Source organism: Burkholderia sp. SRS-25 (assembly GCF_004343765.1).
GTDB lineage: Bacteria > Pseudomonadota > Gammaproteobacteria > Burkholderiales > Burkholderiaceae > Burkholderia > Burkholderia contaminans.
This window is the reverse complement of the sequence record NZ_PTXM01000022.1, coordinates 87,666-111,904: the sequence shown is the minus strand read 5'-3', so window position 1 is coordinate 111,904 and position 24,239 is coordinate 87,666. Positions and strand designations below refer to the sequence as shown.

General features: G+C 64.3%; 31 protein-coding genes and 1 tRNA gene. 4 read left to right on the top strand and 28 right to left on the bottom strand.

The window, feature by feature from the left end; all coding sequences use genetic code 11:
* The 3 genes from C5O79_RS29080 (at position 1) to C5O79_RS29070 (ending at position 2,456) form a co-directional block, all read left to right on the top strand.
* Positions 1 to 735, top strand: a complete 735-nt coding sequence (locus C5O79_RS29080; RefSeq protein ID WP_122473521.1) for a LytTR family DNA-binding domain-containing protein — start codon at positions 1 to 3, stop codon at positions 733 to 735.
* A gap of 560 nt (positions 736 to 1,295) precedes the next feature.
* Positions 1,296 to 1,553, top strand: a complete 258-nt coding sequence (locus tag C5O79_RS29075; RefSeq protein ID WP_124473431.1) for a hypothetical protein — start codon at positions 1,296 to 1,298, stop codon at positions 1,551 to 1,553.
* A gap of 444 nt (positions 1,554 to 1,997) precedes the next feature.
* On the top strand, positions 1,998 to 2,456 hold the full coding sequence (locus C5O79_RS29070; RefSeq protein ID WP_081421166.1) for a hypothetical protein: 459 nt from the start codon (positions 1,998 to 2,000) through the stop codon (positions 2,454 to 2,456).
* A gap of 341 nt (positions 2,457 to 2,797) precedes the next feature.
* Here the strand turns inward: C5O79_RS29070 and C5O79_RS29060 are convergent.
* The 7 genes from C5O79_RS29060 to C5O79_RS29030 form a co-directional block, all read right to left on the bottom strand.
* Positions 2,798 to 2,873, bottom strand: a tRNA-Thr gene (locus tag C5O79_RS29060).
* Between the two features lie 18 nt (positions 2,874 to 2,891).
* Complete coding sequence (locus C5O79_RS29055) at positions 2,892 to 3,419, bottom strand: ClpXP protease specificity-enhancing factor (protein ID WP_071335457.1); 528 nt, start codon at positions 3,417 to 3,419, stop codon at positions 2,892 to 2,894.
* Between the two features lie 71 nt (positions 3,420 to 3,490).
* The gene (locus C5O79_RS29050; RefSeq protein ID WP_006400565.1) at positions 3,491 to 4,102 is read right to left on the bottom strand and encodes a glutathione S-transferase N-terminal domain-containing protein; all 612 of its coding nucleotides are present in this window, start codon (positions 4,100 to 4,102) and stop codon (positions 3,491 to 3,493) included.
* Positions 4,103 to 4,194: 92 nt separating this feature from the next.
* A complete protein-coding gene (locus tag C5O79_RS29045; protein ID WP_039366615.1) occupies positions 4,195 to 4,953 on the bottom strand; it encodes a cytochrome c1 in 759 nt (252 codons plus the stop codon).
* Positions 4,954 to 4,974: 21 nt separating this feature from the next.
* Complete coding sequence (locus C5O79_RS29040) at positions 4,975 to 6,357, bottom strand: cytochrome bc complex cytochrome b subunit (protein ID WP_122473520.1); 1,383 nt, start codon at positions 6,355 to 6,357, stop codon at positions 4,975 to 4,977.
* Positions 6,354 to 6,974: a ubiquinol-cytochrome c reductase iron-sulfur subunit gene (petA, locus tag C5O79_RS29035; RefSeq protein ID WP_039366620.1), complete on the bottom strand. Its 621-nt coding sequence runs from the start codon at positions 6,972 to 6,974 to the stop codon at positions 6,354 to 6,356. Before petA ends, C5O79_RS29040 begins: the two co-directional genes overlap by 4 nt.
* Before the next feature lie 218 nt (positions 6,975 to 7,192).
* Positions 7,193 to 7,939 (bottom strand): Nif3-like dinuclear metal center hexameric protein, encoded by a 747-nt coding sequence (locus C5O79_RS29030; protein ID WP_122473519.1) that lies wholly within the window; start codon positions 7,937 to 7,939, stop codon positions 7,193 to 7,195.
* A 21-nt stretch (positions 7,940 to 7,960) separates the two neighbouring features.
* Between C5O79_RS29030 and C5O79_RS29025 the strand changes: the two genes are divergently transcribed.
* Positions 7,961 to 9,166, top strand: a complete 1,206-nt coding sequence (locus tag C5O79_RS29025; RefSeq protein ID WP_039366626.1) for a Do family serine endopeptidase — start codon at positions 7,961 to 7,963, stop codon at positions 9,164 to 9,166.
* A gap of 207 nt (positions 9,167 to 9,373) precedes the next feature.
* On the opposite strand, the gene tatC is transcribed toward C5O79_RS29025, so the two are convergent.
* The 21 genes from tatC to C5O79_RS28920 all read right to left on the bottom strand — a co-directional run bounded on the left by tatC (position 9,374) and on the right by C5O79_RS28920 (position 24,130).
* Positions 9,374 to 10,162 carry a twin-arginine translocase subunit TatC gene (gene tatC / locus C5O79_RS29020; protein WP_122473518.1) on the bottom strand — a complete coding sequence of 263 codons (789 nt, stop codon included), beginning with the start codon at positions 10,160 to 10,162 and terminating at the stop codon, positions 9,374 to 9,376.
* A 41-nt stretch (positions 10,163 to 10,203) separates the two neighbouring features.
* Positions 10,204 to 10,725, bottom strand: a complete 522-nt coding sequence (gene tatB, locus C5O79_RS29015; protein ID WP_046544798.1) for a Sec-independent protein translocase protein TatB — start codon at positions 10,723 to 10,725, stop codon at positions 10,204 to 10,206.
* Between the two features lie 26 nt (positions 10,726 to 10,751).
* A complete protein-coding gene (gene tatA, locus C5O79_RS29010; RefSeq protein WP_021161850.1) occupies positions 10,752 to 10,982 on the bottom strand; it encodes a Sec-independent protein translocase subunit TatA in 231 nt (76 codons plus the stop codon).
* A 93-nt stretch (positions 10,983 to 11,075) separates the two neighbouring features.
* Positions 11,076 to 11,441 (bottom strand): histidine triad nucleotide-binding protein, encoded by a 366-nt coding sequence (locus C5O79_RS29005; protein WP_122473517.1) that lies wholly within the window; start codon positions 11,439 to 11,441, stop codon positions 11,076 to 11,078.
* A gap of 31 nt (positions 11,442 to 11,472) precedes the next feature.
* Positions 11,473 to 11,865, bottom strand: a complete 393-nt coding sequence (locus C5O79_RS29000) for a membrane protein (RefSeq protein WP_046544796.1) — start codon at positions 11,863 to 11,865, stop codon at positions 11,473 to 11,475.
* 69 nt (positions 11,866 to 11,934) lie between these two features.
* Positions 11,935 to 12,300 carry a phosphoribosyl-ATP diphosphatase gene (locus C5O79_RS28995; protein WP_006485344.1) on the bottom strand — a complete coding sequence of 122 codons (366 nt, stop codon included), beginning with the start codon at positions 12,298 to 12,300 and terminating at the stop codon, positions 11,935 to 11,937.
* On the bottom strand, positions 12,297 to 12,713 hold the full coding sequence (gene hisI, locus C5O79_RS28990; RefSeq protein ID WP_039366640.1) for a phosphoribosyl-AMP cyclohydrolase: 417 nt from the start codon (positions 12,711 to 12,713) through the stop codon (positions 12,297 to 12,299). Before hisI ends, C5O79_RS28995 begins: the two co-directional genes overlap by 4 nt.
* Positions 12,713 to 13,486, bottom strand: a complete 774-nt coding sequence (hisF, locus tag C5O79_RS28985) for an imidazole glycerol phosphate synthase subunit HisF (RefSeq protein WP_039366643.1) — start codon at positions 13,484 to 13,486, stop codon at positions 12,713 to 12,715. Before hisF ends, hisI begins: the two co-directional genes overlap by 1 nt.
* A 105-nt stretch (positions 13,487 to 13,591) precedes the next feature.
* Positions 13,592 to 14,347 carry a 1-(5-phosphoribosyl)-5-[(5-phosphoribosylamino)methylideneamino]imidazole-4-carboxamide isomerase gene (gene hisA, locus C5O79_RS28980; RefSeq protein ID WP_039366646.1) on the bottom strand — a complete coding sequence of 252 codons (756 nt, stop codon included), beginning with the start codon at positions 14,345 to 14,347 and terminating at the stop codon, positions 13,592 to 13,594.
* A 163-nt stretch (positions 14,348 to 14,510) separates the two neighbouring features.
* Complete coding sequence (gene hisH / locus C5O79_RS28975) at positions 14,511 to 15,152, bottom strand: imidazole glycerol phosphate synthase subunit HisH (RefSeq protein WP_011350730.1); 642 nt, start codon at positions 15,150 to 15,152, stop codon at positions 14,511 to 14,513.
* The gene (locus C5O79_RS28970; protein WP_039366649.1) at positions 15,149 to 15,769 is read right to left on the bottom strand and encodes a YchE family NAAT transporter; all 621 of its coding nucleotides are present in this window, start codon (positions 15,767 to 15,769) and stop codon (positions 15,149 to 15,151) included. Before C5O79_RS28970 ends, hisH begins: the two co-directional genes overlap by 4 nt.
* Before the next feature lie 66 nt (positions 15,770 to 15,835).
* The gene (hisB, locus tag C5O79_RS28965; RefSeq protein ID WP_011350728.1) at positions 15,836 to 16,423 is read right to left on the bottom strand and encodes an imidazoleglycerol-phosphate dehydratase HisB; all 588 of its coding nucleotides are present in this window, start codon (positions 16,421 to 16,423) and stop codon (positions 15,836 to 15,838) included.
* Positions 16,424 to 16,488: 65 nt separating this feature from the next.
* Positions 16,489 to 17,562 carry a histidinol-phosphate transaminase gene (gene hisC, locus C5O79_RS28960; protein ID WP_122473516.1) on the bottom strand — a complete coding sequence of 358 codons (1,074 nt, stop codon included), beginning with the start codon at positions 17,560 to 17,562 and terminating at the stop codon, positions 16,489 to 16,491.
* 144 nt (positions 17,563 to 17,706) lie between these two features.
* Positions 17,707 to 19,023: a histidinol dehydrogenase gene (hisD, locus tag C5O79_RS28955; RefSeq protein ID WP_122473515.1), complete on the bottom strand. Its 1,317-nt coding sequence runs from the start codon at positions 19,021 to 19,023 to the stop codon at positions 17,707 to 17,709.
* Between the two features lie 24 nt (positions 19,024 to 19,047).
* Complete coding sequence (gene hisG, locus C5O79_RS28950; RefSeq protein ID WP_011350725.1) at positions 19,048 to 19,701, bottom strand: ATP phosphoribosyltransferase; 654 nt, start codon at positions 19,699 to 19,701, stop codon at positions 19,048 to 19,050.
* Positions 19,698 to 21,047 (bottom strand): UDP-N-acetylglucosamine 1-carboxyvinyltransferase, encoded by a 1,350-nt coding sequence (murA, locus tag C5O79_RS28945; RefSeq protein ID WP_122473514.1) that lies wholly within the window; start codon positions 21,045 to 21,047, stop codon positions 19,698 to 19,700. The genes hisG and murA overlap by 4 nt, the downstream gene beginning before the upstream one ends.
* A gap of 14 nt (positions 21,048 to 21,061) precedes the next feature.
* Positions 21,062 to 21,301 carry a BolA family protein gene (locus tag C5O79_RS28940; RefSeq protein ID WP_006477131.1) on the bottom strand — a complete coding sequence of 80 codons (240 nt, stop codon included), beginning with the start codon at positions 21,299 to 21,301 and terminating at the stop codon, positions 21,062 to 21,064.
* Positions 21,302 to 21,357: 56 nt separating this feature from the next.
* Positions 21,358 to 22,113, bottom strand: coding sequence for an ABC transporter permease (locus C5O79_RS28935; protein ID WP_039366662.1), 756 nt, complete (start codon positions 22,111 to 22,113; stop codon positions 21,358 to 21,360).
* Positions 22,110 to 23,036 (bottom strand): ABC transporter ATP-binding protein, encoded by a 927-nt coding sequence (locus C5O79_RS28930; protein WP_011350722.1) that lies wholly within the window; start codon positions 23,034 to 23,036, stop codon positions 22,110 to 22,112. Before C5O79_RS28930 ends, C5O79_RS28935 begins: the two co-directional genes overlap by 4 nt.
* A gap of 192 nt (positions 23,037 to 23,228) precedes the next feature.
* Positions 23,229 to 23,504, bottom strand: coding sequence for an STAS domain-containing protein (locus C5O79_RS28925; protein ID WP_039366665.1), 276 nt, complete (start codon positions 23,502 to 23,504; stop codon positions 23,229 to 23,231).
* A complete protein-coding gene (locus C5O79_RS28920; protein ID WP_046546274.1) occupies positions 23,501 to 24,130 on the bottom strand; it encodes an ABC transporter substrate-binding protein in 630 nt (209 codons plus the stop codon). Before C5O79_RS28920 ends, C5O79_RS28925 begins: the two co-directional genes overlap by 4 nt.
* Positions 24,131 to 24,239 lie beyond the last annotated feature (109 nt).

The following is a 24,239-nucleotide window of genomic DNA, read 5'->3' as shown; positions in this document are numbered from 1 at the left end:
ATGCCGACCGCCCTCATCGCCGACGACGAACCAAACCTGTCCGCCTCGCTCGCGCAGCGGCTGGGTCAGCTCTGGCCCGAACTGGACATCGTCGCGATGCCGCGCAACGGCATCGAAACGCTGGCCGCGCTGAACGCGTCGCCGCGCCCGGACATCGCGTTTCTCGACATCCGGATGCCCGGCATCGACGGCCTGAAGCTCGCGGCGCTGGCACCCGACGTCCACGTCGTGTTCGTCACGGCCTACGACGAATATGCGGTCGATGCGTTCGATCGTGCGGCGGTCGACTACCTGCTGAAGCCGGTGACCGACGAGCGGCTGCTGCGCTGTATCGCGAAGCTGCAGCGCGGCGGGCCGGCGCTTGCGCATGCCGATGCGCTCGCGCAGGCGGCGCAAGCGCGGGACGCGGCGCCGATCCGCTGGCTGACGGTAGGCGTGAAGGATGCAACGCGGCTCGTCTCGGTCGATGACGTGCTGTATTTCCAGGCTTCGGAGAAATACACGGAAATCGTGACGGCCAGCGAACGGCTCGTGATTCGCACGCCGCTGAGAGAGCTGATGCTGCGGCTCGATCCCGAGCGGTTCGCGCAGGTGCATCGCGGCGTGATCGTCGCGTACGCAGCGATCGATCGTGTCGAGCGCGATCTGTTGGGAAGGTTGCGGATTCGCGTGCACGGGCAGCGGGAGATGCTGCCGGTCAGTCGAGCATATGCGGGGTTGTTCAGGAAGATGTGATGCAGATCGGGCGGGGGATGCCTGTTCAGCAGCCCCGCTGGAAACTGGCCTGAAAACGACGAAGGGCTACGAGACAAGATCTCGTAGCCCTTCGTTCAATGTGGTGCGGCTGCAGGACTCGAACCCGCCACCTGATGATTACAAGGCACTTGAAAAAATCAACGATTACAGTGAATTAGCTGTATTTCGCGTTTCCAAAACTACAGACTATGCCGGCTTGTCAGCCTTATCTGTCCGGGCTTTGGTTCGAATTGGAAGCGCCTGCCCGCCGCGGTTTCAGCAGTTTTGCCCTGGTTTCGTTAGCCGCCTTCCACCACGTCCGAATCCAAGCGATGGCTACCCGCTCGGTTCGCGATGAAGTTTGCATGTTTGCGTAGACAAAGGAGCTCAGCGTTTCCGCCAACTTGTCACTCGCGTAATTACTTGTAATTGATTTGGAAAGGCGTCTAACCGATTCTTATATCGTTACGTAGATGTCCGACAGGCTTCGAAGTTAGATGGATATCGGACTTTATATAACGATATGTTTTCGATAATCGCGATCACTTACGAGGTTAAAAATGACTGAACTGGTAAACGAAGTGACAATCGTATATGCTGGCTACGGCTATCTTAACCAGACAATCGATGTCACCAATGGCATCAAAACGGAATTCGCCGAAGGAGCACGCACTTTTTTGGCGACCAATCGATTCGGAGATCCCGCCAAAGGCAAAACCAAGGCACTGTATGCTATCTGGAAGTATGGGTCGGGCCCCCTCCAATCCGGAGTATCATTTGAAGGCTCGAAGGAAGGATTTACGATCCAATTGACGTAACGATCGAAATAGTCCTTTGATATCACCCTAATGGTTTGGTGACGCCTCCGCCACCAAACCATTTTCAATTACGTGACGAATTGACTTTCTATAAAATATATAGTTTCAGATAATTCCAATCGCAGTTGATTACCGGACTCGCGTTACCGGATATTGGGAGTGCGGCGTCTAGCGTCAGGAGTGTCCGGCCAGGGGTAATCGTCATTTTCGTGCAAAATCTGGCGGTTTCGCCGCAAAGCCTTATTTAGCGAGGCCTTAGTGCCGATTCTGACTATCGTCGGCCAGTACTCGGAGCATTCGGGACCGGCGCTATTGTGAGCGGCCCATTATTGTGACCGAACCGAGCACAAAGGACAGGAAGCGCCGATGCTGCATAACTAAGGCACATGGAAGTACATACCGAAACCGCCCTGCCCCCCGCGCTGCAGAAGTCTGCTGCGGCGCATGTACGACCTGTTCCTGTCCGGGCCCGCTGCCGTCATCGGCGATCGCGAGCTCGATACGCTCGCGCCGGGCGACGTCGCCACGATCTGGCGCACGACGGTAGAGAAGCGCGGCGTCGTGACAGCGAACCGCACGAAGGCCGGGCTGTCGCTGGTCCTGAACTGCGGACGGCTGTGGGGCATGATGGCAATCGCGAACCCGTGCGCCGGCGTGCGCAGGAAGAAGGAGACCGGGCGCCGGGACGCCCTCATCGATGACGAGCTGTATGCGGCCGTCTATGCCGTGCCCTACCAACCGCTGTGCAACGCGATGGATCTGGCCAATCTCTGCGCACAACGCCCCTCGGACATCCTGCGCATGCAGCGCGCCAACATTGTGCGGGCAACCTCTTCTTCCGCACGCAAAAGACTGGAGCATTGTCAACGTACAGATTACGGGCGCCCTCGCGGCGCTGTTTGAGCGACTGCTCGCCTGGCGCGGTTCGAAGGTCGACCTCTCGCCCCACCTCTTGCGCGACCAAAAAGGGCTACCCACTTTGGAAGGGCAAGCTGCCTTCACGCTTCGACAAGGCGACGTTTCCATTCCGCGATCTCCGCGCGCGCGGCGTGACGCACAAGACGAACCATGAAGGATTGGAAGTCGGGCAACGCCTGGCGGGTCACAGCGGACCGGGCGTGACGGCGCGTTACGTGCGCGGCACACGGCCGGTTAAACCGTTTCGCCGACGCGCATTGGAAACATGAGAGGGTATTGGAAACGCGAAGGGGCTACGCAAACATCGCGTAACCCCTTGCTGGATATGGTGCCGGCTGCAGGACTCGAACCCGCCACCTGATGATTACAAATCAACTGCTCTACCAGATGAGCTAAGCCGGCGTAGCGCGAGATTCTACCTCATTTCACGATCTTGAGGCGAGGTCTGCTGCCACCTTTTGAACCGTCGCCATCGCCGTCGGTTTTCGGCGGTTCGTCGGCGCCTTCGGAGGGTTCCTCGTTCGCGCCGCTGTCGGCCACCGGCGTCAACACGGCCGGCGTTTCGTCGCGCTGCGCATCATCCGTCTGCGGCGCATCGTCATCGAACGCACCCGAATCCGCGCCTTCACCCGCGACCGCATCGACCTGGAACGCCATGCCCTGCCCGTTCTCGCGTGCATAGATCGCGAGCACGTTGGCAACCGGAATCTCGATCTTGTGCGCCTTCCCCGAGAACCGGGCCGTGAACTCGATCCACTCGTTGCCCATCTGCAACTGGCTCGTCGCCTCGAAGCTGATGTTGAGCACGATCTCGCCGTCACGCACGAACTGACGCGGCACGCGCGTCGAGTTGTCGACCCTCACCGCGATATGCGGCGTGTAACCGTTATCGGTGCACCACTCGTACAACGCGCGCAGCAGATAAGGCTTCGTTGAAATCTCTTGCATCACAATCCTCGAACCCGGAGCGGGGGCGCGGCACGCCGCGCCGCCCTCTCCGTCATGCACTCATTGCACCATCAACGACGCATGACCTTTTCGGACGGCGTCAGTGCTTCGATATAGGCCGGACGGCTGAAGATCCGCTCGGCGTACTTCATCAGCGGCGCGGCGTTCTTCGACAGCTCGATGCCGTAGTGATCCAGACGCCACAGCAGCGGCGCGATCGCAACGTCGAGCATCGAGAATTCTTCGCCGAGCATGTACTTGTTCTTCACGAAGATCGGCGCGAGCTGCGTCAGGCGATCGCGGATCGCGAGGCGTGCCTTCTCGTGGTTCTTCTCCGCTGCCTTGCCCTTCTCGTTCTCGAGCGTGCTGACGTGGACGAACAGTTCCTTCTCGAAATTGAGCAGGAACAGGCGTGCACGTGCGCGCTGCACGGGATCGGCCGGCATCAGTTGCGGATGCGGGAAGCGCTCGTCGATGTACTCGTTGATGATGTTCGATTCGTACAGGATCAGGTCGCGCTCGACCAGGATCGGTACCTGACCGTACGGGTTCATCACCGAAATGTCTTCCGGCTTGTTGAACAGGTCGACGTCACGGATTTCGAAATCCATGCCCTTCTCGAACAGCACCAGCCGGCAACGCTGGGAGAACGGGCAAGTTGTGCCGGAATACAGAACCATCATGTTTGCGTTTCCTCAAAAAAGCCGAGGGCCGGCACGCGGCGAACTCCTTCCGGGGTTCCACCTTGCGCCGGCCCCACGCCGGTCAGGCGTGATTACTTGATATCTTTCCAGTACGCGGCATTGAGCCGCCAGGCCAGGAAAGTCAGGACACCGAGAAAGATCAGCACCCATACGCCGAGGCGTTTGCGGGTCTGCTGAGCCGGCTCGGACATCCAGGTCATGTACGCCACCAGGTCGGCAACCGCAGAATCATAATCCACCGCGGACAGTGTCCCCGGTGTGACCTGCTGGAAGCCGACGAGCGTATGGACCTTCTCGCCCGTCTCCTCGTCTGTCTTGTCTTCGAATTTGGCGGTGCGCTGCCCCTGCAGCTGCCACAGTACATGGGGCATGCCGACGTTCTCGAACACCGCGTTGTTCCAGCCGCTCGGCCGCGTATCGTCGCGGTAGAAACTCCGCAGATACGTATACAGCCAGTCGCGGCCGCGCGCGCGCTCCTCGACCGACAGGTCGGGCGGCGAGGTGCCGAGCCAGTTCTTCGCGTCTTCGGGCCGCATCGCAACGGACATCGTGTTGCCGACCTTGTCGGTCGTGAACAGGAGATTCTTTTCGATCTCCTTCTGGGATATGCCCAGATCCGTCAGACGGTTGTAGCGCATCAGGTTCGCGCTGTGGCAGTTCAGGCAATAGTTTACAAACAATTGCGCGCCGTGCTGAAGCGAAACGAGATTTTCCGTGTTATCGGGCGCCCGGTCGAGCGGAAAATTACCTTCCGCCCGAACCGCCGGCGCCACCAGCAGCGCACAGGCGGTCGCCCCGATCAGCGCGAGTGTCGAAAGCAGTTTCTTCATGTCGTTCTCTCCTCGCTCACGTTAATGGGGCTTGAAGCGCACCCGCTCCGGCGGCTGCTTGAACGTGCCAAGCGGCGTCCAGACGGGCATGCCGAGGAAGAACGCGAAGTAGATCAGCGCACAGGCCTGCGCGATCAGTGTCGAGGCCGGTGATGGCGGCCGCGTGCCCAGGAACCCGAGGGTCAGGAACGCCACGACGAAGATCCCGAGGAACACCTTGTGGAACAGCGGCCGGTAGCGGATCGACTTCACCGGGCTGCGGTCGAGCCACGGCAGGAAGAACAGCGTGATCACCGCCGCCCCCATCACGACGACGCCCCAGAACTTCGACTCCGTCAGGTACATGAACACGACGATCGCCGCGGCCAGAACCGGCAGGCCGACCTTCCACTTGCCGCGCGCGCGGATCAGCGCGAGCACGCCGAGCAGCACGATCACGATCATCAGCACGATCTTGAACGGGTCGGTGGTCGCGCGCAGCATCGCGTAGAACGCGGTGAAGTACCAGACCGGCGCGATCTCGGGCGGCGTCTGCAGCGGGTTCGCCGGGACGAAGTTGTTCGCCTCGAGGAAGTAGCCGCCCATCTCCGGCGAGAAGAATACGATCAGCGCGAACACCATCAGGAAGACGCACACGCCGAGGAAATCGTGCACCGAGTAGTACGGGTGGAACGGGATGCCGTCGAGCGGAATGCCGTTTTCGTCCTTCTTCGCCTTGATCTCGATGCCGTCCGGGTTGTTCGAGCCCACTTCGTGCAGCGCAACGAGGTGCGCGATCACCAGGCCGACCAGCACGAGCGGAATCGCGATCACGTGGAACGCGAAGAAGCGGTTCAGCGTGACGTCCGACACGACGTAGTCGCCACGAATCCACAGCGACAGGTCAGGGCCGACGAACGGGATCGCCGAGAACAGGTTCACGATCACCTGCGCACCCCAGAACGACATCTGGCCCCACGGCAGCAGGTAGCCGAAGAACGCCTCGGCCATCAGGCACAGGAAGATTGCGCAGCCGAAGACCCACACGAGCTCGCGCGGCTTGCGGTACGACCCGTAAAGCAGCCCGCGAAACATGTGCAGATAAACGACCACGAAGAACATCGACGCGCCCGTGGAGTGCATGTAGCGGATCAGCCAGCCCCACGGCACCTCGCGCATGATGTACTCGACCGACGCGAACGCGAGCGTCGAGTCGGGCTTGTAGTTCATCGTCAGGAAGATGCCCGTGACGATCTGGTTGACGAGCACCAGCAGCGCGAGGGAGCCGAAGAAGTACCAGAAGTTGAAGTTCTTCGGCGCGTAGTACTCGGAAACGTGTTTCTTCCAGGTGGACGTGAGCGGGAAGCGCTGATCGATCCAGCCGGTGAGACCTGTCGTGGAGACTTCCTTGTTGTCGGCCATCACGCTTCTCCTTTCTCGTCCTTGCCGATCACGAGGGTCGTTGCCGACGTGAACATGTAGGGCGGGATGTCGAGATTCTGAGGCGCCGGTTTGTTCTTGAACACACGGCCGGCGAGGTCGTAGGTCGAACCATGGCACGGGCAGAGGAAGCCGCCCGGCCAGTCGTCCGGCAGGTTCGGCTGCGGACCCGGCGTGAAGCGTTGGCTTGGCGTGCAGCCGAGGTGCGTACACACGGCCATCACGACGAGAATGTTCTTGCGATCGGCCCGCGCGCGATATTCGTTCGCGCAATACGCGGGCAACGGCATCGTATAGGGCTTTTCGGTGGTCGGATCGGCCACTTCCTTGTCGGCCTTGACCACGTCGGCCAGCATTGCGTCGGTGCGGTTCAGGATCCACACCGGCTTGCCGCGCCACGGTACGGTCACCATTTCACCGGGCTTCAGCCCGCTGATGTCGACTTCGACCGGTGCACCGGCCGCTTTCGCTTTCGCGGACGGCGCAAGCGACGCCGCGAAAGGTATGACGGTGGCTACGCCTCCCACGCCACCTGCTACGGATGTCGCAATCAGCCAGGTACGGCGGCCGCTGTCGACGCGTTTCTCTTCCTTGTCTCGCATCACACGCCCCACTTCTGAGTTGGATTTTCCGTCACGACTTTTCATTCCGCCGCTAGTTTGCGCGAATGGAGTCGCCATTTACAAGGCCCGGAGATGAAAATCCCTTCGAAGTGATTGATAGTCAAGGGTTTTCCCCCACTATCGGAGCGATTAAATCATTTCACTTTTAAGCATCTGCTACATTGCGAAATTTCGATGCGCTGCCGCAAATCCGGCATTCAGACCGGGTTATGGATATCGATAAAAAGGTGTTCGATATCGAATTCTTCGGACAAGTGGGCGCCAAGTGCCTGGATTCCGTAGCGCTCGGTCGCATGGTGCCCTGCCGCAACGAACGCGACGCCGCTCTCGGCAGCCGTGTGCGTCACGTATTCGGACACTTCGCCGGTCAGGAACACGTCCGCGCCGGCGTCGATCGCCGCGTCGAAATAGCTTTGCGCGGCGCCCGTGCACCACCCGATGCGGCGCAACTGCATGTCCTGATCACCGAGCACGAGCGGCGTGCGGCCGAGCGTACGCTCGACCTTCGCGACGAAGTGCTCGAGCGTGACGGGCATCGGCAGCGTCGCCATCCAGCCGAGGTCGCCTTCGCCGAACCGCTGCTCGCCGATCAGGCCGAGCCGCTCGCCGAGCTGTGCGTTGTTGCCGTATTCGGGATGCGCGTCGAGCGGCAGGTGGAACGCGAACAGGTTCAGGTCGTTCGCGAGCAGCAGCTTCAGGCGCTGGTACTTGCGGCCCGTGATCTGCGGCGGTTCGTTGCGCCAGAAATAGCCGTGATGGACGAGCACGGCATCCGCCCCCCATTCGAGCGCGGCTTCAAGAAACGCGACCGACGCCGTCACGCCGGTGGCGATCTTCTCGATCTTGCGGCGCCCCTCGACCTGGAGGCCATTCGGGCAATAGTCCTTGAAGCGCGCGGTTTCAAGGGTATTGTTCAAGTACAATTCAAGTTCGATCCGATCCATATAAACCTCTAATCCATTCAGATGCTTAGACGCTTCTGGCTGTTCTTCGCGCAGGCGGTCACCGTACTGCTCGCGCTGATGTTCATCGTCGTGACGCTCAAGCCGCAATGGCTGCAACGGCAAGGACAGCTCGGCAAGCAGCTCGCCACGCCGATCGTTGCGCTGCGAGAAGTCGCGCCGGGCATCGGCGGCGCACCGGCGACCACGTCGTACGCCGAAGCCGCGCAAAAGGCGATGCCGGCCGTCGTCAACGTATTCTCCAGCAAGGACGGCTCGCTACCGCCCGACCCGCGCGCGAAAGATCCGCTGTTCCGCTACTTCTTCGGCGACCGCAACGCCCGCAAGCAGCAGGACGAACCGGCCGCGAACCTTGGCTCGGGCGTTATCGTGAGCCCTGAAGGTTACATTCTAACGAACCAGCACGTCGTGGACGGCGCCGACCAGATCGAAGTCGCGCTCGCCGACGGCCGCACCGCCACCGCGAAGGTGATCGGCAGCGATCCCGAGACCGATCTCGCGGTGCTGAAGATCAACATGACGAACCTGCCGACGATCACGCTCGGCCGCTCGGACCAGTCGCGGGTCGGCGACGTCGTGCTCGCGATCGGCAACCCGTTCGGCGTCGGCCAGACGGTCACGATGGGGATCATCAGCGCGCTGGGCCGCAACCACCTCGGCATCAACACGTTCGAGAACTTCATCCAGACCGATGCGCCGATCAACCCCGGCAACTCGGGTGGCGCGCTGGTCGACGTGAACGGCAACCTGCTCGGCATCAACACTGCGATCTACTCGCGTTCGGGCGGCTCGCTCGGCATCGGCTTCGCGATCCCCGTGTCGACCGCGCGCACGGTGCTCGAAAGCATCATCACGACGGGCTCGGTCACGCGCGGTTGGATCGGCGTCGAGCCGCAGGACGTCACGCCGGAGATCGCCGAGTCGTTCGGGCTGACGCAGAAATCGGGCGCGATCGTCGCCGGCGTGCTGCAGGGTGGTCCGGCCGACAAGGCTGGCATCAAGCCGGGCGACATCCTGGTCTCGGTCAACGGCGACGAAATCACCGACACCACGAAGCTGCTGAACACCGTCGCGCAGATCAAGCCCGGCACGCCGACCAAGGTGCACGTCGTGCGCAAGGGCAAGGAGCTCGATGTGAGCGTCGTGATCGGCAAACGGCCGCCGCCGCCGAAGCAGACGCTCGACGAGCAGGACAGCGATACCGAGTGACGTCGGGCGAGCGGCGCACGGGCGCATACCGGACACCGTCGGAAAGTAAAAAGGGCAGCCGGTCGGCTGCCCTTTTTACTTTGTATCGAAAGACCCTTGTTGCCAGGAAGATGGCCCCGCCATCCGCGTCCCGGCCGACTACGTCACCGGGTTTTACTCAAGCCTGGCGCCGGAGGCCCGGCGGCCGCGCGCCGCCCGGCGCGCTCATCAACTGGCGGCTTCGCCGTTCTCCGCCTCGCCTTCCTCGGCCGGCTTTTTCGGCACGAAGAACCGCGCGGCCAGCAGCCCGATCTCGAACAGCACGACCAGCGGCAATGCGAGCATCAGTTGCGAGAACACGTCCGGCGGCGTGACGACCGCCGCGACGACGAACGCGCCGACGATCACGTACGGCCGCATTTCCTTCAGCTTCTTCAGCGACAGCACGCCCATCCGGACGAGCAGCACGACGACGATCGGCACCTCGAACGTGACCCCGAACGCGATGAACATCCCGAGCACGAAGCTCAGGTAGTTGTCGATGTCGGTTGTCATTTCCGCACCGAGCGGCGCGTTGTAGTGCGCCATCACGCGGAAGATCGTCGGGAACACGAGGAAGTACGCGAACGCCATCCCGCACAGGAACAGCAGGTAGCTGCTGCCGACGAGCGGCGCGACGAGCTTCTTCTCGTGCTGGTACAACCCCGGCGCGACGAACGCCCAGATCTGGTACAGCACGATCGGCAGCGCGATCACCAGCGCGACGAGCATCGTGACCTTCATCGGCACGAAGAACGAGCCGGTGACGTCGGTGACGATCATCTTGCCGTCCTTCGGCAGGTTCTCCATCAGCGGCCGCGCGAGCAGCCGGAAGATGTCGGGCGCCCAGTAGACGAGCCCGAGGAACACGATGATCACGGCCGCGCCCGCGCGAATGATGCGATCGCGAAGCTCGACGAGATGGGAAATGAAGGTTTCTTCCGGGGCGTCGCCCGGGTTCTGCTGGGGGTCGCTCACGCCGGCCCTCGGTAGGATTGACGAGCGAGCATGCGCTCGGCTCAGAAGAAGCGCGTCGGCCGGCGCAAGCTGGCCGGCTGGTGGCGCGCGACACGCGCGGCGCCCGACTGCACGTGCGTACGGCGGGTGGTCGCGCGCTTGTACCAGGCAGGCGCAGCCGCCTGCTTGACGCGCCAGTTGCGGCGCTTCGGCGCGAGCGCGGCCGTACTGCCGCGCCACGACGGCATGTCGGAACCCGTCGAACCGGCGTCGCCCGCCGCTTCGTTGAGACCGCCGACCGCGGAATGCCACGTGTCGTTCAGGTCCTTCTCGTGCTCACGCAGGTTGTCGTGAATCGTCGTCTCGACATTGCGCGCGGCCGTCTCGAAATCGGTCTTCATCGTCCGCAGCGCGTCGAGTTCGATTTCGCGCGAGACCTCGGCCTTCACGTCGTTGATGTACCGCTGCGCACGGCCGAACAGCGCGCCTGCCGTACGCGCAACGCGCGGCAGGCGCTCGGGGCCGAGCACCACGAGCGCGACGACGCCGATCAGCGCCATCTTCGAAAGACCGAGATCCAGCATCGCGAATGCCTGTCAGCGTAACGGCGTTACGCCTTGTTCGAGTCGGAACGCGTCGTTTCCTTCGCGTTGACGTCGACCGAGCCCGAGCGCGGCAGTTGCTGCGCGTCCGCCGGTGCTTCACCGTCCTTCATGCCGTCCTTGAAACCCTTCACGGCGCTGCCGAGATCGTTGCCGATGTTGCGCAGCTTCTTCGTACCGAAAACCAGCGCGACGATCAGCAGCACGATCAGCCAGTGCCAAATGCTCAATCCACCCATGATGAAACCTCTCCTCAACCACGCCGCCAGGCGGCGTAAATCGCCGGCAACGCGCCGGCTTCGACCATCGATGCGGGGAAACGCCCCGCGCCGTCAACCCATCCGCTGCCAGGGGCGCGGGCCGGCCAGGATATGCGCGTGCAGGTGGTAGACCTCCTGCCCGCCGCCCGGGCCCGTGTTGATCACCGTACGAAAACCGGTTTCGCCCCCCGTATACGCGACGCCGAGCTGGCTGGCGAGACGCGAGACGAGCAGCATCAGCCGGCCGAGCATCGGTGCATCGTCGTCGCTCGCCGCCGACAGCGTCGGCAGATGCTGGCGCGGAATCACGAGCACGTGTGTCTCGGCCGCCGGGCGGATGTCGCGGAACGCGACGAATTCGTCATCCTCGTGCACCTTCGTGCTCGGGATCTCGCCTGCCGCGATCTTGCAGAACAGGCAATTCGGATCGTGACTCATGTTGCTCCTGCAGACGCCCGCCCGCGGCCGGTCAGAACCAGGCCTGCGGATCGAGCGGCTTGTTGTCGTTCAGGTACAGCCAACCCTTGATGATACGGTACAGCGTCCAAATCCATGTGACAAACATCACGGCGAATCCGACCACCACGAACATCAGCGCGAACCCGATCACGTACGCAATCAGCGCACGCCAGAACGTGCGGATCTGCCACTCGAAGTGAGCCGCATACGGCGTACCGGCCACATCGTCGCGCTTCACGTAGTTGATGATGATCGCGATGATGCCCGTGACGCCGCCCGTCAGCCAATGAAACGCATAGAGGCCGTAGAGCACGTGAGTCAGCGTGCGCAGCCCGTTCAGGCGCTCGGCGTCCGCGGCCCCCGGCACCGACGGCGGCGGAAACTGGCTTGGCGTATCGGTCATGATGCTACCCCCGTTAGATGACAATTCTTACAGCTTACCGCACTGTCGCCATCCCGCGACAAGGGCCTGTCACCCGCCGTTTTCCTCGCGCTCGCGACGCTTGCGCAGGGCCTTCTCCTCGATACCCGACAGCCCTTCGCGGCGCTCGAGCTCCGCGATCACGTCGGCCGGGCTCAGGTCGAAATGCGACAGCATCACGAGGCAGTGGAACCACAGGTCGGCCACCTCGCCGACGAGTGCGGTCGGCGCGCCGCCCTGGCGCACGTCCTTCGCGGCCAGCACGACTTCCGTCGCCTCTTCGCCGATCTTCTTCAGCACCGCGTCGTCGCCCTTGTGGAACAGGCGCGATACGTACGATTGATCGGGATCGCCGCCCTTGCGGCTATCGATCACGGCCGCGAGGCGCAGCAGCGTGTCTTCGGTCGATTGCGTCATTTGTAGATGTGTTCGGGATCTTTCAGCACCGGTTCGACCGCGACCCAATCGCCGCTGTCGACGGTGCCTTCGAATTTCTGGAAGAAGCACGAATGCCGGCCGGTGTGGCACGCGATGCCCGACACCTGCTCGACCTTCAGCAGCACGACGTCCTCGTCGCAGTCGAGCCGCACCTCGTGCACGTGCTGCACATGGCCCGACTCCTCGCCCTTGAACCACAGGCGCTTGCGCGAGCGCGAATAGTAGACCGCGCGCTGCGTCTCGATCGTCTTCGCCAGTGCCTCGCGGTTCATCCACGCGAACATCAGCACGTCGTTCGTCGACGCCTCCTGCGCGATCACCGGCACGAGACCGTTGTCGTCCCAGCGGACCTTGTCGAGCCACGCGGGCAATGCATTCGTTTCCGTATTCATCACAGCCTCACCGGGATGCCCTGGTCGGCCATGAAGCGCTTCGCCTCGCCGACCGTGTGCTCGCCGTAGTGGAAGATGCTCGCGGCCAGCACCGCATCGGCGCGGCCGTCCTTGATGCCGTCCGCGAGATCCTGCAGGCAACCGACGCCGCCCGACGCGATCACCGGCACCGGCACGGCATCCGACACGCCGCGCGTGAGCGCGAGGTCGAAGCCCGACTTGGTGCCGTCGCGGTCCATGCTCGTGAGCAGGATCTCGCCCGCGCCGAGTTCGGCCATCTTGCGGGCCCATTCGATCGCGTCGAGGCCCGTGTTCTTGCGGCCGCCGTGCGTGAAGACTTCCCAGCGCGGCGTCTCGCCATCGGCCGACACGCGCTTCGCGTCGATCGCGACGACGATGCACTGCGAGCCGTACTTGTCGGCCGCGTCGCGCACGAGCTGCGGGTTCGCGACTGCAGACGAATTCATGCTGACCTTGTCCGCGCCCGCGTTGAGCAAGCGCCGCACGTCCTCGACGGCGCGCACGCCGCCGCCGACGGTCAGCGGAATGAAGACCTGCGACGCGACGGCTTCGATGATCGGCAGGATCAGGTCGCGCTGGTCGGAAGTCGCGGTGATGTCGAGGAACGTCAATTCGTCGGCGCCCTGGTCGTCGTAGCGGCGGGCGATTTCGACGGGATCGCCGGCATCGCGCAGCTCGACGAAGTTGACGCCCTTGACGACACGCCCGGCAGTCACGTCCAGGCAGGGGATGATGCGTTTAGCTAGAGCCATGATGTTGCGCCAAATGCCGCGCTGGGACGGCCGGTTACGGAAGCCTCGCGCGAGGCTTCCGGTGGAGCCGCCTGCAGGCAGCCCCGGCGAGCGGGACAACCGCGCTTACGCGTTGTCGAGTTCGCCGTTCAGTTCGTCCGCGCGCTTTTGCGCGGCCGCGAAATCGAGATCGCCGGAGTAGATCGCACGGCCGCAGATCACGCCTTCGACGCCGTGCTCTTCGACTTCGCACAGGTTCTCGATGTCCGTGAGGTTCGACAGGCCGCCGCTGGCGATCACCGGGATGCCGACCGCCTGCGCGAGCTTCACGGTCGCCTCGATGTTGATGCCCTGCAGCATCCCGTCGCGGCCGATGTCCGTGTAGACGATCGATTCGACGCCGTAGTCCTCGAACTTGCGCGCGAGATCGATCACTTCGTGGCCGGTCAGCTTGCTCCAGCCGTCGGTCGCGACCTTGCCGTCCTTCGCGTCCAGGCCGACGATGATGTTGCCGGAGAACGCGGTGCACGCGTCCTGCAGGAAGCCGGGGTTCTTCACGGCGGCCGTACCGATGATCACGTAGGACAGGCCGGCGTCGAGATACTTCTCGATCGTCTCGAGGCTGCGGATGCCGCCGCCGAGCTGTACGGGGATTTCATCGCCGACTTCGTCGAGGATCGCTTCGATCGCCTCGAGGTTCTTCGGCTTGCCGGCGAATGCGCCGTTCAGGTCGACGAGATGGAGCCGCCGGGCGCCGAGATCGACCCACTTGCGGGCCATCGCCGCCGGGTCTTCGGAGAAAATCGTGGCCTGGTCCATATCGCCCTGTTTGAGGCGCACACACTGACCGTCTTTGAGGTCGATGGCCGGAATCAGCAACATAGCAATCGGGTGTCGTCGTGGAAAAAGAAAAGAATCCGGCGCGTACCGGCCAATCCGGTACCGCGCCGTCTCGCTAGTTTAGTACAACTCTTTCGGCACATAAGCGCGCAAGCCCCGCGCGACGGGCCTTTCCGGCCTGCCGACTGTGGTTCTCGCACCACGTTTACGGTTTCCAGTGTACGAAGTTGCGATACAGACGCAACCCGACCTCCGCGCTTTTCTCGGGGTGGAATTGGGTCGCGAAGAGGTTGTCCCGCGCGACCGCGGACGTAAACGGCGCGCCGTATGCCGTTTCGCCGACCGTATGCGCCGGGTTGTCCGGCGTCACGTAATAGCTGTGCACGAAGTAGAAATACGCGTCGTCGGGCACGCCGTCCCACAGCGGGTGCGGCTGCGACTGGCGCACGCGGTTCCAGCCCATCTGCGGCACCTTGAAGCGCGAGCCGTCGTCCTGCAGGCGGCCGTCGAGCTCGAAACGCACGACCTTGCCGGGCAACAGGCCGAGGCCCTTCGTGTCGCCTTCCGCACTCCAGTCGAACAGCATCTGCTCGCCGACGCACACGCCGAGCAGCGGCTTCGTGCGCGAGGCCTCGATCACGGCCTCCTGCAGGCCCGATTCGCCGAGGCTGCGCATGCAGTCGGGCATCGCGCCCTGGCCGGGCAGCACGACACGGTCGGCCGCGCGGATCGCGGCCGGCGTGTCGACGATCGCCACGTCGGCGGCCGGTTCGGCCTTCTTGAGCGCCTGCGCGACCGAGCGCAGGTTGCCCATCCCATAATCCACAATCGCAATCGAAGTTTTCATCTCAGTGCAGGCAGTAGCGCCCTCAGTCCATTGACGATGAATTCCACCGCCAGCGCCGACAGCATCAGACCCATCAGCCGCGTGGCGATGTTGATGCCCGTGCGGCCGATCCAGTTCGCGATCGGCTCGGCGAGCCGCATCGCGACGAAACACAGAAAAGCCAGGACCGCGCCGATCGCGACCAGCCCGGCCCGCTCATACCAGTGATGCGAGTTCGCCGCATAGATGATCACCGTGCTGATCGAGCCGGGGCCCGTGAGCAGCGGAATCGCCAGCGGCACGACCGCGATGTTGTCCTTCAGCTCGGCCTCGTGGCGCTCCTCCGGCGTCGATCGCGTATTGCCGATCTGCGCGTTCAGCATGTTGATCGCCATCAGCAGCATGATGATCCCGCCGCCCACTTCGAGCGAGCCGACCGAAATGCCGAAGAAGTCGATGATCTGCTGCCCGAGCAGCGTCGTCACCGTGATCACGCAGAACACCGATACCGACGCGATCCGGATCGTGCGCCGCCGCTCGGCATCCGTCTGCTGCGCCGTCAGGCTCAGGAAGAACGGCACCGCGCCGACCGGGTTGATCAGCGCCAGCAGCGAAATGAACGATTTGAGCAGATCCATCGCAAGCCGGCGCCGCGCGCCGAAGCCGTGAGGTTGTCCTTGACGCTCCGTCCGGTCAGTTCAGGTTCAGAGACTGCCCTTCGTCGACGGGATCTGCCCCGCCGCACGCTCGTCCAGCTCCACCGCTGCGCGCAGCGCACGGCCGAAGGCCTTGAACACCGTTTCGAGCTGATGGTGCGCGTTGATCCCGCGCAGGTTGTCGATGTGCAGCGTGACGCCCGCGTGGTTCACGAAACCGCGGAAGAATTCGATCGACAGGTCGACGTCGAACGTGCCGATCCGCGCGCGCGTGAACGGCACGTGGAATTCGAGGCCCGGCCGGCCGGAGAAGTCGATCACGACGCGCGACAGCGCCTCGTCGAGCGGCACGTACGAATGGCCGTAGCGGCGGATGCCCTTGCGGTCGCCAATCGCCTTCGCGACGGCCTGCCCGAGCGTGATGCCGACATCTTCGACCGTGTGGTGGTCGTCGATATGCGTATCGCCATGCGCTTCAACCTCGAGATCGACCAGACCGTGTCGCGCGATCTGGTCGAGCATATGGTCGAGGAACGGCACGCCGGTGGCCAGCTTCTGCTGGCCCGTGCCGTCGAGATTGAGCTTCACACGGATCTGCGTTTCGCTGGTATTGCGAACGACTTCCGCCACACGCATGGCAATTCCTTGACTGAGTCGATGTAAATGGGGATTGATCGTTTCGCGCTGCGGCGCCCAGAGGCTCAACCGGGCAGCGCGAGTTTCAAAGCGGCCAGCAGGCGCGCGTTTTCGTCGGGAGAACCGACGGTCAGCCGCACGCATTCAGCCAGCAACGGATGCATTTTACTCACGTTTTTGACCAAAACCCGTTCGGTGAGCAGCGCGTCGAACACGGCGGCCGCGTCCGGCACGCGCACCAGCAGGAAATTGCCGGCGCTCGGGAACACCGTCGTGCCCGGCAGCGAGGCCACTTCCTGTGCGAGACGCGTGCGTTCCGCCCGCAGGTCGGCCGCCTGCGCGTCGAGCACGTCGAGGTGGTCGAGCAGGAAATCGGCGGTCGCCTGGGTCAGCACGTTGATGTTGTACGGCGGGCGCACCTTGTCGAATTCGGTCAGCCACGCGGGCGAACCGACCAGATAGCCGAGGCGGATGCCCGCCAGGCCGAGCTTCGACACCGTGCGCATCACGACGACGTTGTCGAACTCGGCGGCGCGCGGCAGCCAAGAGCGAACGGCGAACGGCTGGTACGCCTCGTCGATCACGACCAGGCTGTGCCGCGCGGCCGCGACGATCCGTTCGATGTCGGCATCGTCGTACAGCGTGCCGGTCGGGTTGTTCGGGTAAGCGAGATAGACGAGCGCCGGACGATGCTCCGCGACAGCCGCGAGCATCGCGTCGACGTCGAGCGTCAGGTCGGCCTTCAGCGGCACGCCGACGAATTCGAGCTGCGCGAGCTTCGCGGACAGTTCGTACATCACGAAGCCCGGCACCGGCGCGAGCACCTTCGCGCCCGGCTTCGCACAGGCCATCGACATCATGCTGATGATTTCGTCCGAACCGTTGCCGAGCAGCACGTCGCAACCGGCCGGCACGCCCATCGCATGGCGCAGCTTGTCGAGCAGCGCGGTCGGGCGCGGCGCCGGGTAGCGGTTCAGCGCGACCTGCGCGAGACGCTCGCCGAGCGCCGCGGCGAGCGGTTCGGGCAGCGGGTACGGGTTCTCCATCGCGTCGAGTTTCACGAACCCGCTCGCGTCCGGCACCGGGTAGCTCGTCATCGCGAGCACGTCGCGGCGGATGATGTCTTGTGGCGTCGTCATGGTCTCAAGCCGGCGTACGTCGCGCCGGCGTCAATGGGTCGGCAGGGCGGCGGCTGCCGCCCTGCACAGGTGTCTCCCGCCCCGGCCTTCGGGGGCCGGCCGGGCGGCACATCAGCGCCGGCTGCGGCCCCGCGCAGCGTGCGGTCAGTTCTTCATCCGGAACTCGGCGCTCTTCGCGTGCGCCTGCAGCCCTTCGCCGTACGCGAGCTCGGACGCGATCTCGCCGAGCGTCTGCGCGCCTTCCGCGCTGACCTCGATCACGCTCGAGCGCTTGATGAAGTCGTACACGCCGAGCGGCGACGAGAAACGCGCGGTGCGCGACGTCGGCAGCACGTGGTTCGGGCCCGCGCAGTAGTCGCCGAGGCTCTCGCTCGTGTAGCGGCCGAGGAAGATCGCGCCCGCGTGGCGGATCTGCTGGCCCCATTGCTGCGGCTCCAGCGCGGAAATTTCCAGGTGCTCGGGCGCGATGTCGTTCGCGATCCGGCACGCTTCGGCCATGTCGCGCACCTTGATCAGCGCGCCACGGCCTTCGAGAGACGCGCGAATCACGTCCCGGCGCGGCATCGACGGCAGCAGCTCGTCGATCGCCTTTTCGACGCGCTCGAGGAACGCACCGTCCGGACACAGCAGGATCGATTGCGCGAGTTCATCGTGCTCGGCCTGCGAGAACAAGTCCATCGCGACCCAGTTCGGATCGGTCGTGCCGTCGCACAGCACGAGGATTTCCGACGGCCCGGCGATCATGTCGATGCCGACCGTGCCGAACACGCGGCGCTTCGCCGACGCGACGTACGCGTTGCCGGGGCCGCAGATCTTGTCGACGGCCGGCACCGTCGCCGTGCCGTATGCGAGCGCGCCGACCGCCTGCGCACCGCCGATCGTGAACACGCGATCGACGCCGCCGAGCAGCGCCGCGGCGAGCACGAGGTCGTTCTTCACGCCGTCCGGCGTCGGCACGACCATCACGATCTCGCCGACGCCCGCGACGCGCGCGGGAATCGCGTTCATCAGCACCGACGACGGATACGCGGCCTTGCCGCCCGGCACGTACAGGCCGACGCGGTCGAGCGGCGTGATCTTCTGGCCGAGCACCGTGCCGTCGCTTTCCGTGTACTGCCAGCTATGCGTGCCGCACTCGATCTTCTGCTTCTCGTGGTACGCGCGCACCCGCGCGGCAGCGGCTTCCAGCGCCGCGCGCGCCTTCGGCGCGAGGCCGTCGAGCGCCGTCTGCAGCGCGTCCTGCGGCAGCTCCAGCGCGGCGACGCTCGCCGTGCTCAGCCGGTCGAAGCGGTTCGTGTACTCGAGCACCGCGGCGTCGCCGCGCGACTTCACGTCGGCGAGGATCTGCGCGACCGATTGCTCGATCGCCGCGTCTTCGCTCGCCTCGAATGCGAGCAGCGCGCGCAACTCGGCGCCGAAGCCTTCGCTCGTCGAATCGAGCTTGCGGATGGTGATGGACATGGGAGTTCCGTTACGGTGATGCGCTCAACCGCCATTCTGCGACGCGCGTTCGAACGCGTCGAGGATCGGCTTGAGCGCCGTGCGCTTCAACTTCAGCGCAGCCTGGTTCACGACGAGGCGCGACGAGATCGCCATGATCTCCTCGACCTCGACCAGATTGTTCGCCTTCAGCGTGCCGCCCGAGCTGACGAGGTCGACGATCGCGTCGGCCAGCCCGACCAGCGGCGCGAGCTCCATCGAGCCGTACAGCTTGATCAGGTCGACGTGCACGCCCTTCGCGGCAAAGTGTTCGCGTGCCGTTTCGACGTACTTCGTCGCGACGCGCAGGCGAGCGCCCTGGCGCACGGCGCTCGCATAGTCGAAACCGGCCGACACGGCCACCGACATCCGGCAGCGCGCAATGTTCAGATCGATCGGCTGGTACAGGCCCGAGCCGCCGTGCTCGACCAGCACGTCCTTGCCGGCCACGCCGAAATCGGCCGCGCCGTATTCGACATAGGTCGGCACGTCGCTCGCGCGCACGATGATCACGCGCAGATCGGGGTTCGTCGTCGGCAGGATCAGCTTGCGCGACGTTTCCGGATCCTCGGTCACCTGCACGCCGGCCGCGGCCAGCAGCGGCAGGGTTTCCTCGAAAATCCGGCCCTTCGACAGGGCAAGGGTCAGCGGCGCGGTCATGCTTGGCTCCCGGAAAGGCGGCGCACGTTCGCGCCGACGGCGGTCAGTTTGGCTTCCATGCGGTCGTAGCCGCGGTCCAGATGATAGATGCGGTCGACCAGCGTTTCGCCGTCGGCACGCAGCCCGGCGATCACGAGGCTCGCCGACGCGCGCAGGTCGGTCGCCATCACGTTCGCGCCCGACAGTTTTTCGACCCCCGTCACGAGCGCGGTGTTGCCGTCGATCGTGATGTTCGCGCCGAGCCGGTTCAGCTCCTGCACGTGCATGAAACGGTTCTCGAAAATGGTTTCGACGACTTGCGCCGTGCCCGTCGCGACCGTATTGAGGGCCATGAATTGCGCCTGCATGTCGGTCGGGAACGCCGGGTATTCCGACGTGCGGATCGTCACCGCCGACGGCCGGCGGTCCATCTTCACGCGCAGCCAGCTATCGCCTTCCTCGATCGACACGCCGGCTTCGCGCAGCTTGTCGATCACCGCGTCGAGGATGTGCGGGCGCACGCCCGTCAGCATCACGTCGCCGCCCGCCGCCGCGACCGCGCACAGGAACGTGCCGGCCTCGATGCGGTCGGGGATCACCGAATGGCGCGCGCCGTGCAGCCGCTCGACGCCCTGGATCACGAGGCGATCGGTGCCGATGCCGTCGATTTTCGCGCCCATCGCGACCAGCAAGTGTGCGAGATCGCTCACTTCCGGCTCGCGCGCGGCGTTTTCGATCACCGTCTCGCCGTCGGCGAGCGTCGCGGCCATCAGCAGGTTTTCCGTGCCCGTCACCGTGATCATGTCGGTCACGATGCGCGCGCCTGTCAGGCGCTTCGCGCGGGCTTCGATGAAGCCGTGCTCGATGCTGATCTCGGCGCCCATCGCCTGCAGGCCCTTGATGTGCTGGTCAACCGGACGCGCGCCGATCGCGCAGCCGCCCGGCAGCGACACCTTCGCCTCGCCGAAGCGCGCGAGCAGCGGCCCGAGCACGAGGATCGACGCGCGCATCGTCTTCACGAGCTCGTACGGCGCGACGAGGTTGTCGACGCGCGACGCGTCGAGCTGCACGCGGCAGCCGTCGGTCTCGCTCTTCACGCCCATCTGGTTCAGCACCTTCAGCGTGGTACGCACGTCCTTGAGATTCGGCACGTTGTCGAGATCGACCGGATCGGCGGTGAGAAGCCCCGCGCACAGGATCGGCAGCGCGGCATTCTTCGCGCCCGACACGACGATCTCGCCCGACAGGCGGCGGCCGCCTTCGATCACGAGCTTGTCCATCCCATGGCCATGCGCTTCCCCGTTGGCGGCCGGGTGTGCCGTGGCGACGCTCTGGACGGCGTCGCGCTCGTTGACGGTGACTTGCACTCAGTGATTTCCGGTTATGCGTTCTGCCATTCGGCGGGCGTCAGCGTCTTCATGCTGAGCGCGTGAATTTCCTGTTTCATGCGATCGCCGAGCGCCGCATAGACGAGCTGGTGCCGCTGGATCGGCCGCTTGCCTTCGAAGGCCGCCGACACGATCGTCGCGAAGAAATGCTGGCCGTCGCCTTCGACTTCCAGATGCGTGCAGGCGAGACCGCCGGCGATGTATTGCTTGACCTGTTCGGGAGTCGGCAACATGGTGTAAGGCTCCTGTCGGCGCGCGCCGCCCGGATGGCGGCCGCTGCCTGTCGATATCAATGACGCAGTTTGTAGCCGGTCGCGAGCAGCCGCATCGCGATCAGCGCGAGCAGCACGAAGAAACCGGTGACGATCGCGAGGCTCGCGAACGGGTTGATGTCGGACGCGCCGAAGAACCCGAAACGGAAGCCGTCGATCATGTAGAAAAACGGATTGAGACGCGAGATCTCGCGCCACACGGGCGGCAGCGAGTGCGTCGAATAGAACACGCCGGACAGGAACGTCAGCGGCATGATCAGGAAGTTCTGGAACGCGGCGAGCTGGTCGAACTTCTCGGCCCAGATCCCGGCGATCAGGCCGAGCGTGCCGAGGATCGCCGAGCCGAGCAGCGCGAACGCAATGATGAACAGCGGCGCCGCGAAATGCATCGGGACAAACCAGATCGTCACGACGAACACGCCCGCGCCGACCGCGAGCCCGCGCACCACGGACGCGAGCACGTACGCGCCGAAGATGTCGCGATACGACAGCGGCGGCAGCAGCATGAACACGAGGTTGCCGGTGATCTTCGACTGGATCAGCGACGACGAGCTGTTCGCGAACGCATTCTGCAGCACGCTCATCATCACGAGGCCCGGTACGAGAAAGCTCACGTACTCGACGCCCGGATACACCTCGACACGGCCCGACAGCGCGTGGCCGAAGATCGTCAGGTACAACAGCGCGGTAACGATCGGCGCGCACACCGTCTGGAACGACACCTTCCAGAAACGCAGCAGTTCCTTGTAGAACAGCGTTTGAAAACCACTCATGCCAATCCCTCGATAACGTCTGCCCCGTTCATCACCTGGACGAACACATCCTCGAGGTCGGCCTTGCGGACCTCGATCTCGTCGAACGTGCAGCCCGCCGCGCGGCATTGTGCGAGGATGCGCTCGACATCGTCGTAGCTCGTCAGGCGCAGCAGGTGCTCGCCCGGCGCGCGGGCGGCCGGGTCGGACTCCAGCCCGCGCAGCTCGGACGGCAGCGCGCCGGTCGCGAGGCGCAGGTAGAGCTGCAGCCCCGCGAAGCGGCGCAGCAGCGCGTCGGTGCGGTCGAGCGCGACCACTTCGCCACGGCGCAGCATCGCGATGCGGTCGCACAGCGACTCGGCTTCCTCGAGGTAATGGGTGGTCAGCACGATCGTGTGGCCTTCGCGGTTCAGGCGCGAGATGAATTTCCACAGCGTCTGGCGCAATTCGACGTCGACGCCGGCGGTCGGTTCGTCGAGCACGATCACGGGCGGCCGGTGCACGAGCGCCTGCGCGACCAGCACGCGGCGCTTCATCCCGCCCGACAGCGCGCGCATGTTCGCATCGGCCTTCTCGGTGAGGTCGAGATTGGCCATCACTTCGTCGATCCAGTCGTCGTTGCGGCGCAGCCCGAAATAGCCGGACTGGATTCGCAGCGTCTCGCGGACGGTGAAGAACGGATCGAACACGAGTTCCTGCGGCACGACGCCGAGTGCGCGGCGCGCCCCACGGAAGTCCTTGACGACGTCGTGACCGCGCACCGAGATACTGCCTTCGTCGGCCCGGGCGAGCCCGGCGAGGATACTGATGAGCGTGGTCTTGCCTGCGCCGTTGGGGCCGAGCAGACCGAAAAACTCGCCTTCCTCGACCGACAGGCTGACGCCCTTGAGCGCCTGAAGCGACTTGTAGCGCTTCTTGACGTGACGGATTTCTATGGCTGACATGACTGTGCGCGACGCCAGGGCCGCGACGCCTATTCTGTGCTTGCTGCGAATGAAAATGGGGGCCGGACGCCGATTGGCTGCCCCGCAAAACGCTTGATTATAGGGCAAACCGGCTGGGGGAGCCGGTGCCGGCGGCACGCGGCCTGAAGCTTGCGCGCGCCGGGCGGCGCGGCAGGCTCCGGTCGGACAGCGTCAATGTCGCCCGGTGCCTTCGATGAGCGTGTCGACGCCGTAGGCGCGCGCGAGGCTGGCGAGCTTCGGGGGGAGATTGAGGATGTCGAGGGTCGCGCCGCGCGCTTTGGCGGCACGTTGCCATGCGAGCAGCACGGCGAGCGCGGACGAGTCGAACTGCGTCAGCGTCGCGCAATCGACGGCGGTCGCGCCTCCGCCGATGCGCGCAAGACCGTCCGCGAGCGCGGACTTCGCGCTTGCGACGGTCAGCGAGGAGCCGGCTTCGAAGCCGCTCACGACGCTTGCTTGCCGGCGGCAAGTTGCTGGTTGCGCTGCGTGAGGAACTGGATCAGGCCATCCACGCCGCTTTGCTGAATCTTTTCGTTGAACTGCTGCTGGTACGTCTGGATCAGCCATGCGCCGAGCACGTTCAGGTCATACACCTTCCAGCCGCCGGCCGTCTTGTACAGGCGGTAATCGATCTGGACCGGCTGGCCGTTGTTCATCGCGACCGTCTTGACCACGACATCGGTATCGGCCGGATCGGCACGGAACGGCGGGTACTGGATCTGCTGGTCCGGCTTCAGCTGCGCCAGTGCGCCCGAGTACGTGCGGATCAGCAGCAGCTTGAACTGCTCCTGAACCTGCTGCTGCTGCTCGGCCGTCGCGGTGCGCCAGTTGCGGCCCATCGCGAGCTGCGTGGTGCGGCGGAAATCGGTGTACGGCAGGATGTCCTTGTTGACGATCGTGATGATGCGGTTGGTGTCGCCCTGCTTGATCGTCTGCTGCTTGACTTCGTCGAGCACCTGCTGCGTCGCCGTCTTGATCAGCGCCTGCGGATTCGACTGGTCGACTTGCGCGTGGGCTGCGCTGCCGAACGAGAACAGCGCCGCGAAAACGGGGATCAGGAACAGTTTTTTCATCATAGTGACCTGCATGAATGAGTCGATGCGGAGGTTGGAGCAGGTAGCTTACGCGCAAGTTCGCGCACGCTACCGACTGAATCGTTTCCGGCTGTAACGAATGTAAATC

What these genes read in the sequence shown, in the direction of transcription:
- C5O79_RS29080 (WP_122473521.1), top strand. Translation starts at nt 1, where the DNA reads ATGCCGACCGCCCTCATCGCCGACGACGAACCAAACCTGTCCGCCTCG.
- C5O79_RS29075 (WP_124473431.1), top strand. Translation starts at nt 1,296, where the DNA reads ATGACTGAACTGGTAAACGAAGTGACAATCGTATATGCTGGCTACGGC.
- C5O79_RS29070 (WP_081421166.1), top strand. Translation starts at nt 1,998, where the DNA reads ATGTACGACCTGTTCCTGTCCGGGCCCGCTGCCGTCATCGGCGATCGC.
- C5O79_RS29055 (WP_071335457.1), bottom strand. Translation starts at nt 3,419, where the DNA reads ATGCAAGAGATTTCAACGAAGCCTTATCTGCTGCGCGCGTTGTACGAG.
- C5O79_RS29050 (WP_006400565.1), bottom strand. Translation starts at nt 4,102, where the DNA reads ATGATGGTTCTGTATTCCGGCACAACTTGCCCGTTCTCCCAGCGTTGC.
- C5O79_RS29045 (WP_039366615.1), bottom strand. Translation starts at nt 4,953, where the DNA reads ATGAAGAAACTGCTTTCGACACTCGCGCTGATCGGGGCGACCGCCTGT.
- petA (WP_039366620.1), bottom strand. Translation starts at nt 6,974, where the DNA reads ATGCGAGACAAGGAAGAGAAACGCGTCGACAGCGGCCGCCGTACCTGG.
- C5O79_RS29030 (WP_122473519.1), bottom strand. Translation starts at nt 7,939, where the DNA reads ATGGATCGGATCGAACTTGAATTGTACTTGAACAATACCCTTGAAACC.
- C5O79_RS29025 (WP_039366626.1), top strand. Translation starts at nt 7,961, where the DNA reads ATGCTTAGACGCTTCTGGCTGTTCTTCGCGCAGGCGGTCACCGTACTG.
- tatB (WP_046544798.1), bottom strand. Translation starts at nt 10,725, where the DNA reads ATGCTGGATCTCGGTCTTTCGAAGATGGCGCTGATCGGCGTCGTCGCG.
- tatA (WP_021161850.1), bottom strand. Translation starts at nt 10,982, where the DNA reads ATGGGTGGATTGAGCATTTGGCACTGGCTGATCGTGCTGCTGATCGTC.
- C5O79_RS29005 (WP_122473517.1), bottom strand. Translation starts at nt 11,441, where the DNA reads ATGAGTCACGATCCGAATTGCCTGTTCTGCAAGATCGCGGCAGGCGAG.
- C5O79_RS29000 (WP_046544796.1), bottom strand. Translation starts at nt 11,865, where the DNA reads ATGACCGATACGCCAAGCCAGTTTCCGCCGCCGTCGGTGCCGGGGGCC.
- C5O79_RS28995 (WP_006485344.1), bottom strand. Translation starts at nt 12,300, where the DNA reads ATGACGCAATCGACCGAAGACACGCTGCTGCGCCTCGCGGCCGTGATC.
- hisI (WP_039366640.1), bottom strand. Translation starts at nt 12,713, where the DNA reads ATGAATACGGAAACGAATGCATTGCCCGCGTGGCTCGACAAGGTCCGC.
- hisF (WP_039366643.1), bottom strand. Translation starts at nt 13,486, where the DNA reads ATGGCTCTAGCTAAACGCATCATCCCCTGCCTGGACGTGACTGCCGGG.
- hisA (WP_039366646.1), bottom strand. Translation starts at nt 14,347, where the DNA reads ATGTTGCTGATTCCGGCCATCGACCTCAAAGACGGTCAGTGTGTGCGC.
- hisH (WP_011350730.1), bottom strand. Translation starts at nt 15,152, where the DNA reads ATGAAAACTTCGATTGCGATTGTGGATTATGGGATGGGCAACCTGCGC.
- C5O79_RS28970 (WP_039366649.1), bottom strand. Translation starts at nt 15,769, where the DNA reads ATGGATCTGCTCAAATCGTTCATTTCGCTGCTGGCGCTGATCAACCCG.
- hisB (WP_011350728.1), bottom strand. Translation starts at nt 16,423, where the DNA reads ATGCGTGTGGCGGAAGTCGTTCGCAATACCAGCGAAACGCAGATCCGT.
- hisC (WP_122473516.1), bottom strand. Translation starts at nt 17,562, where the DNA reads ATGACGACGCCACAAGACATCATCCGCCGCGACGTGCTCGCGATGACG.
- hisD (WP_122473515.1), bottom strand. Translation starts at nt 19,023, where the DNA reads ATGTCCATCACCATCCGCAAGCTCGATTCGACGAGCGAAGGCTTCGGC.
- hisG (WP_011350725.1), bottom strand. Translation starts at nt 19,701, where the DNA reads ATGACCGCGCCGCTGACCCTTGCCCTGTCGAAGGGCCGGATTTTCGAG.
- C5O79_RS28940 (WP_006477131.1), bottom strand. Translation starts at nt 21,301, where the DNA reads ATGTTGCCGACTCCCGAACAGGTCAAGCAATACATCGCCGGCGGTCTC.
- C5O79_RS28935 (WP_039366662.1), bottom strand. Translation starts at nt 22,113, where the DNA reads ATGAGTGGTTTTCAAACGCTGTTCTACAAGGAACTGCTGCGTTTCTGG.
- C5O79_RS28930 (WP_011350722.1), bottom strand. Translation starts at nt 23,036, where the DNA reads ATGTCAGCCATAGAAATCCGTCACGTCAAGAAGCGCTACAAGTCGCTT.
- C5O79_RS28920 (WP_046546274.1), bottom strand. Translation starts at nt 24,130, where the DNA reads ATGAAAAAACTGTTCCTGATCCCCGTTTTCGCGGCGCTGTTCTCGTTC.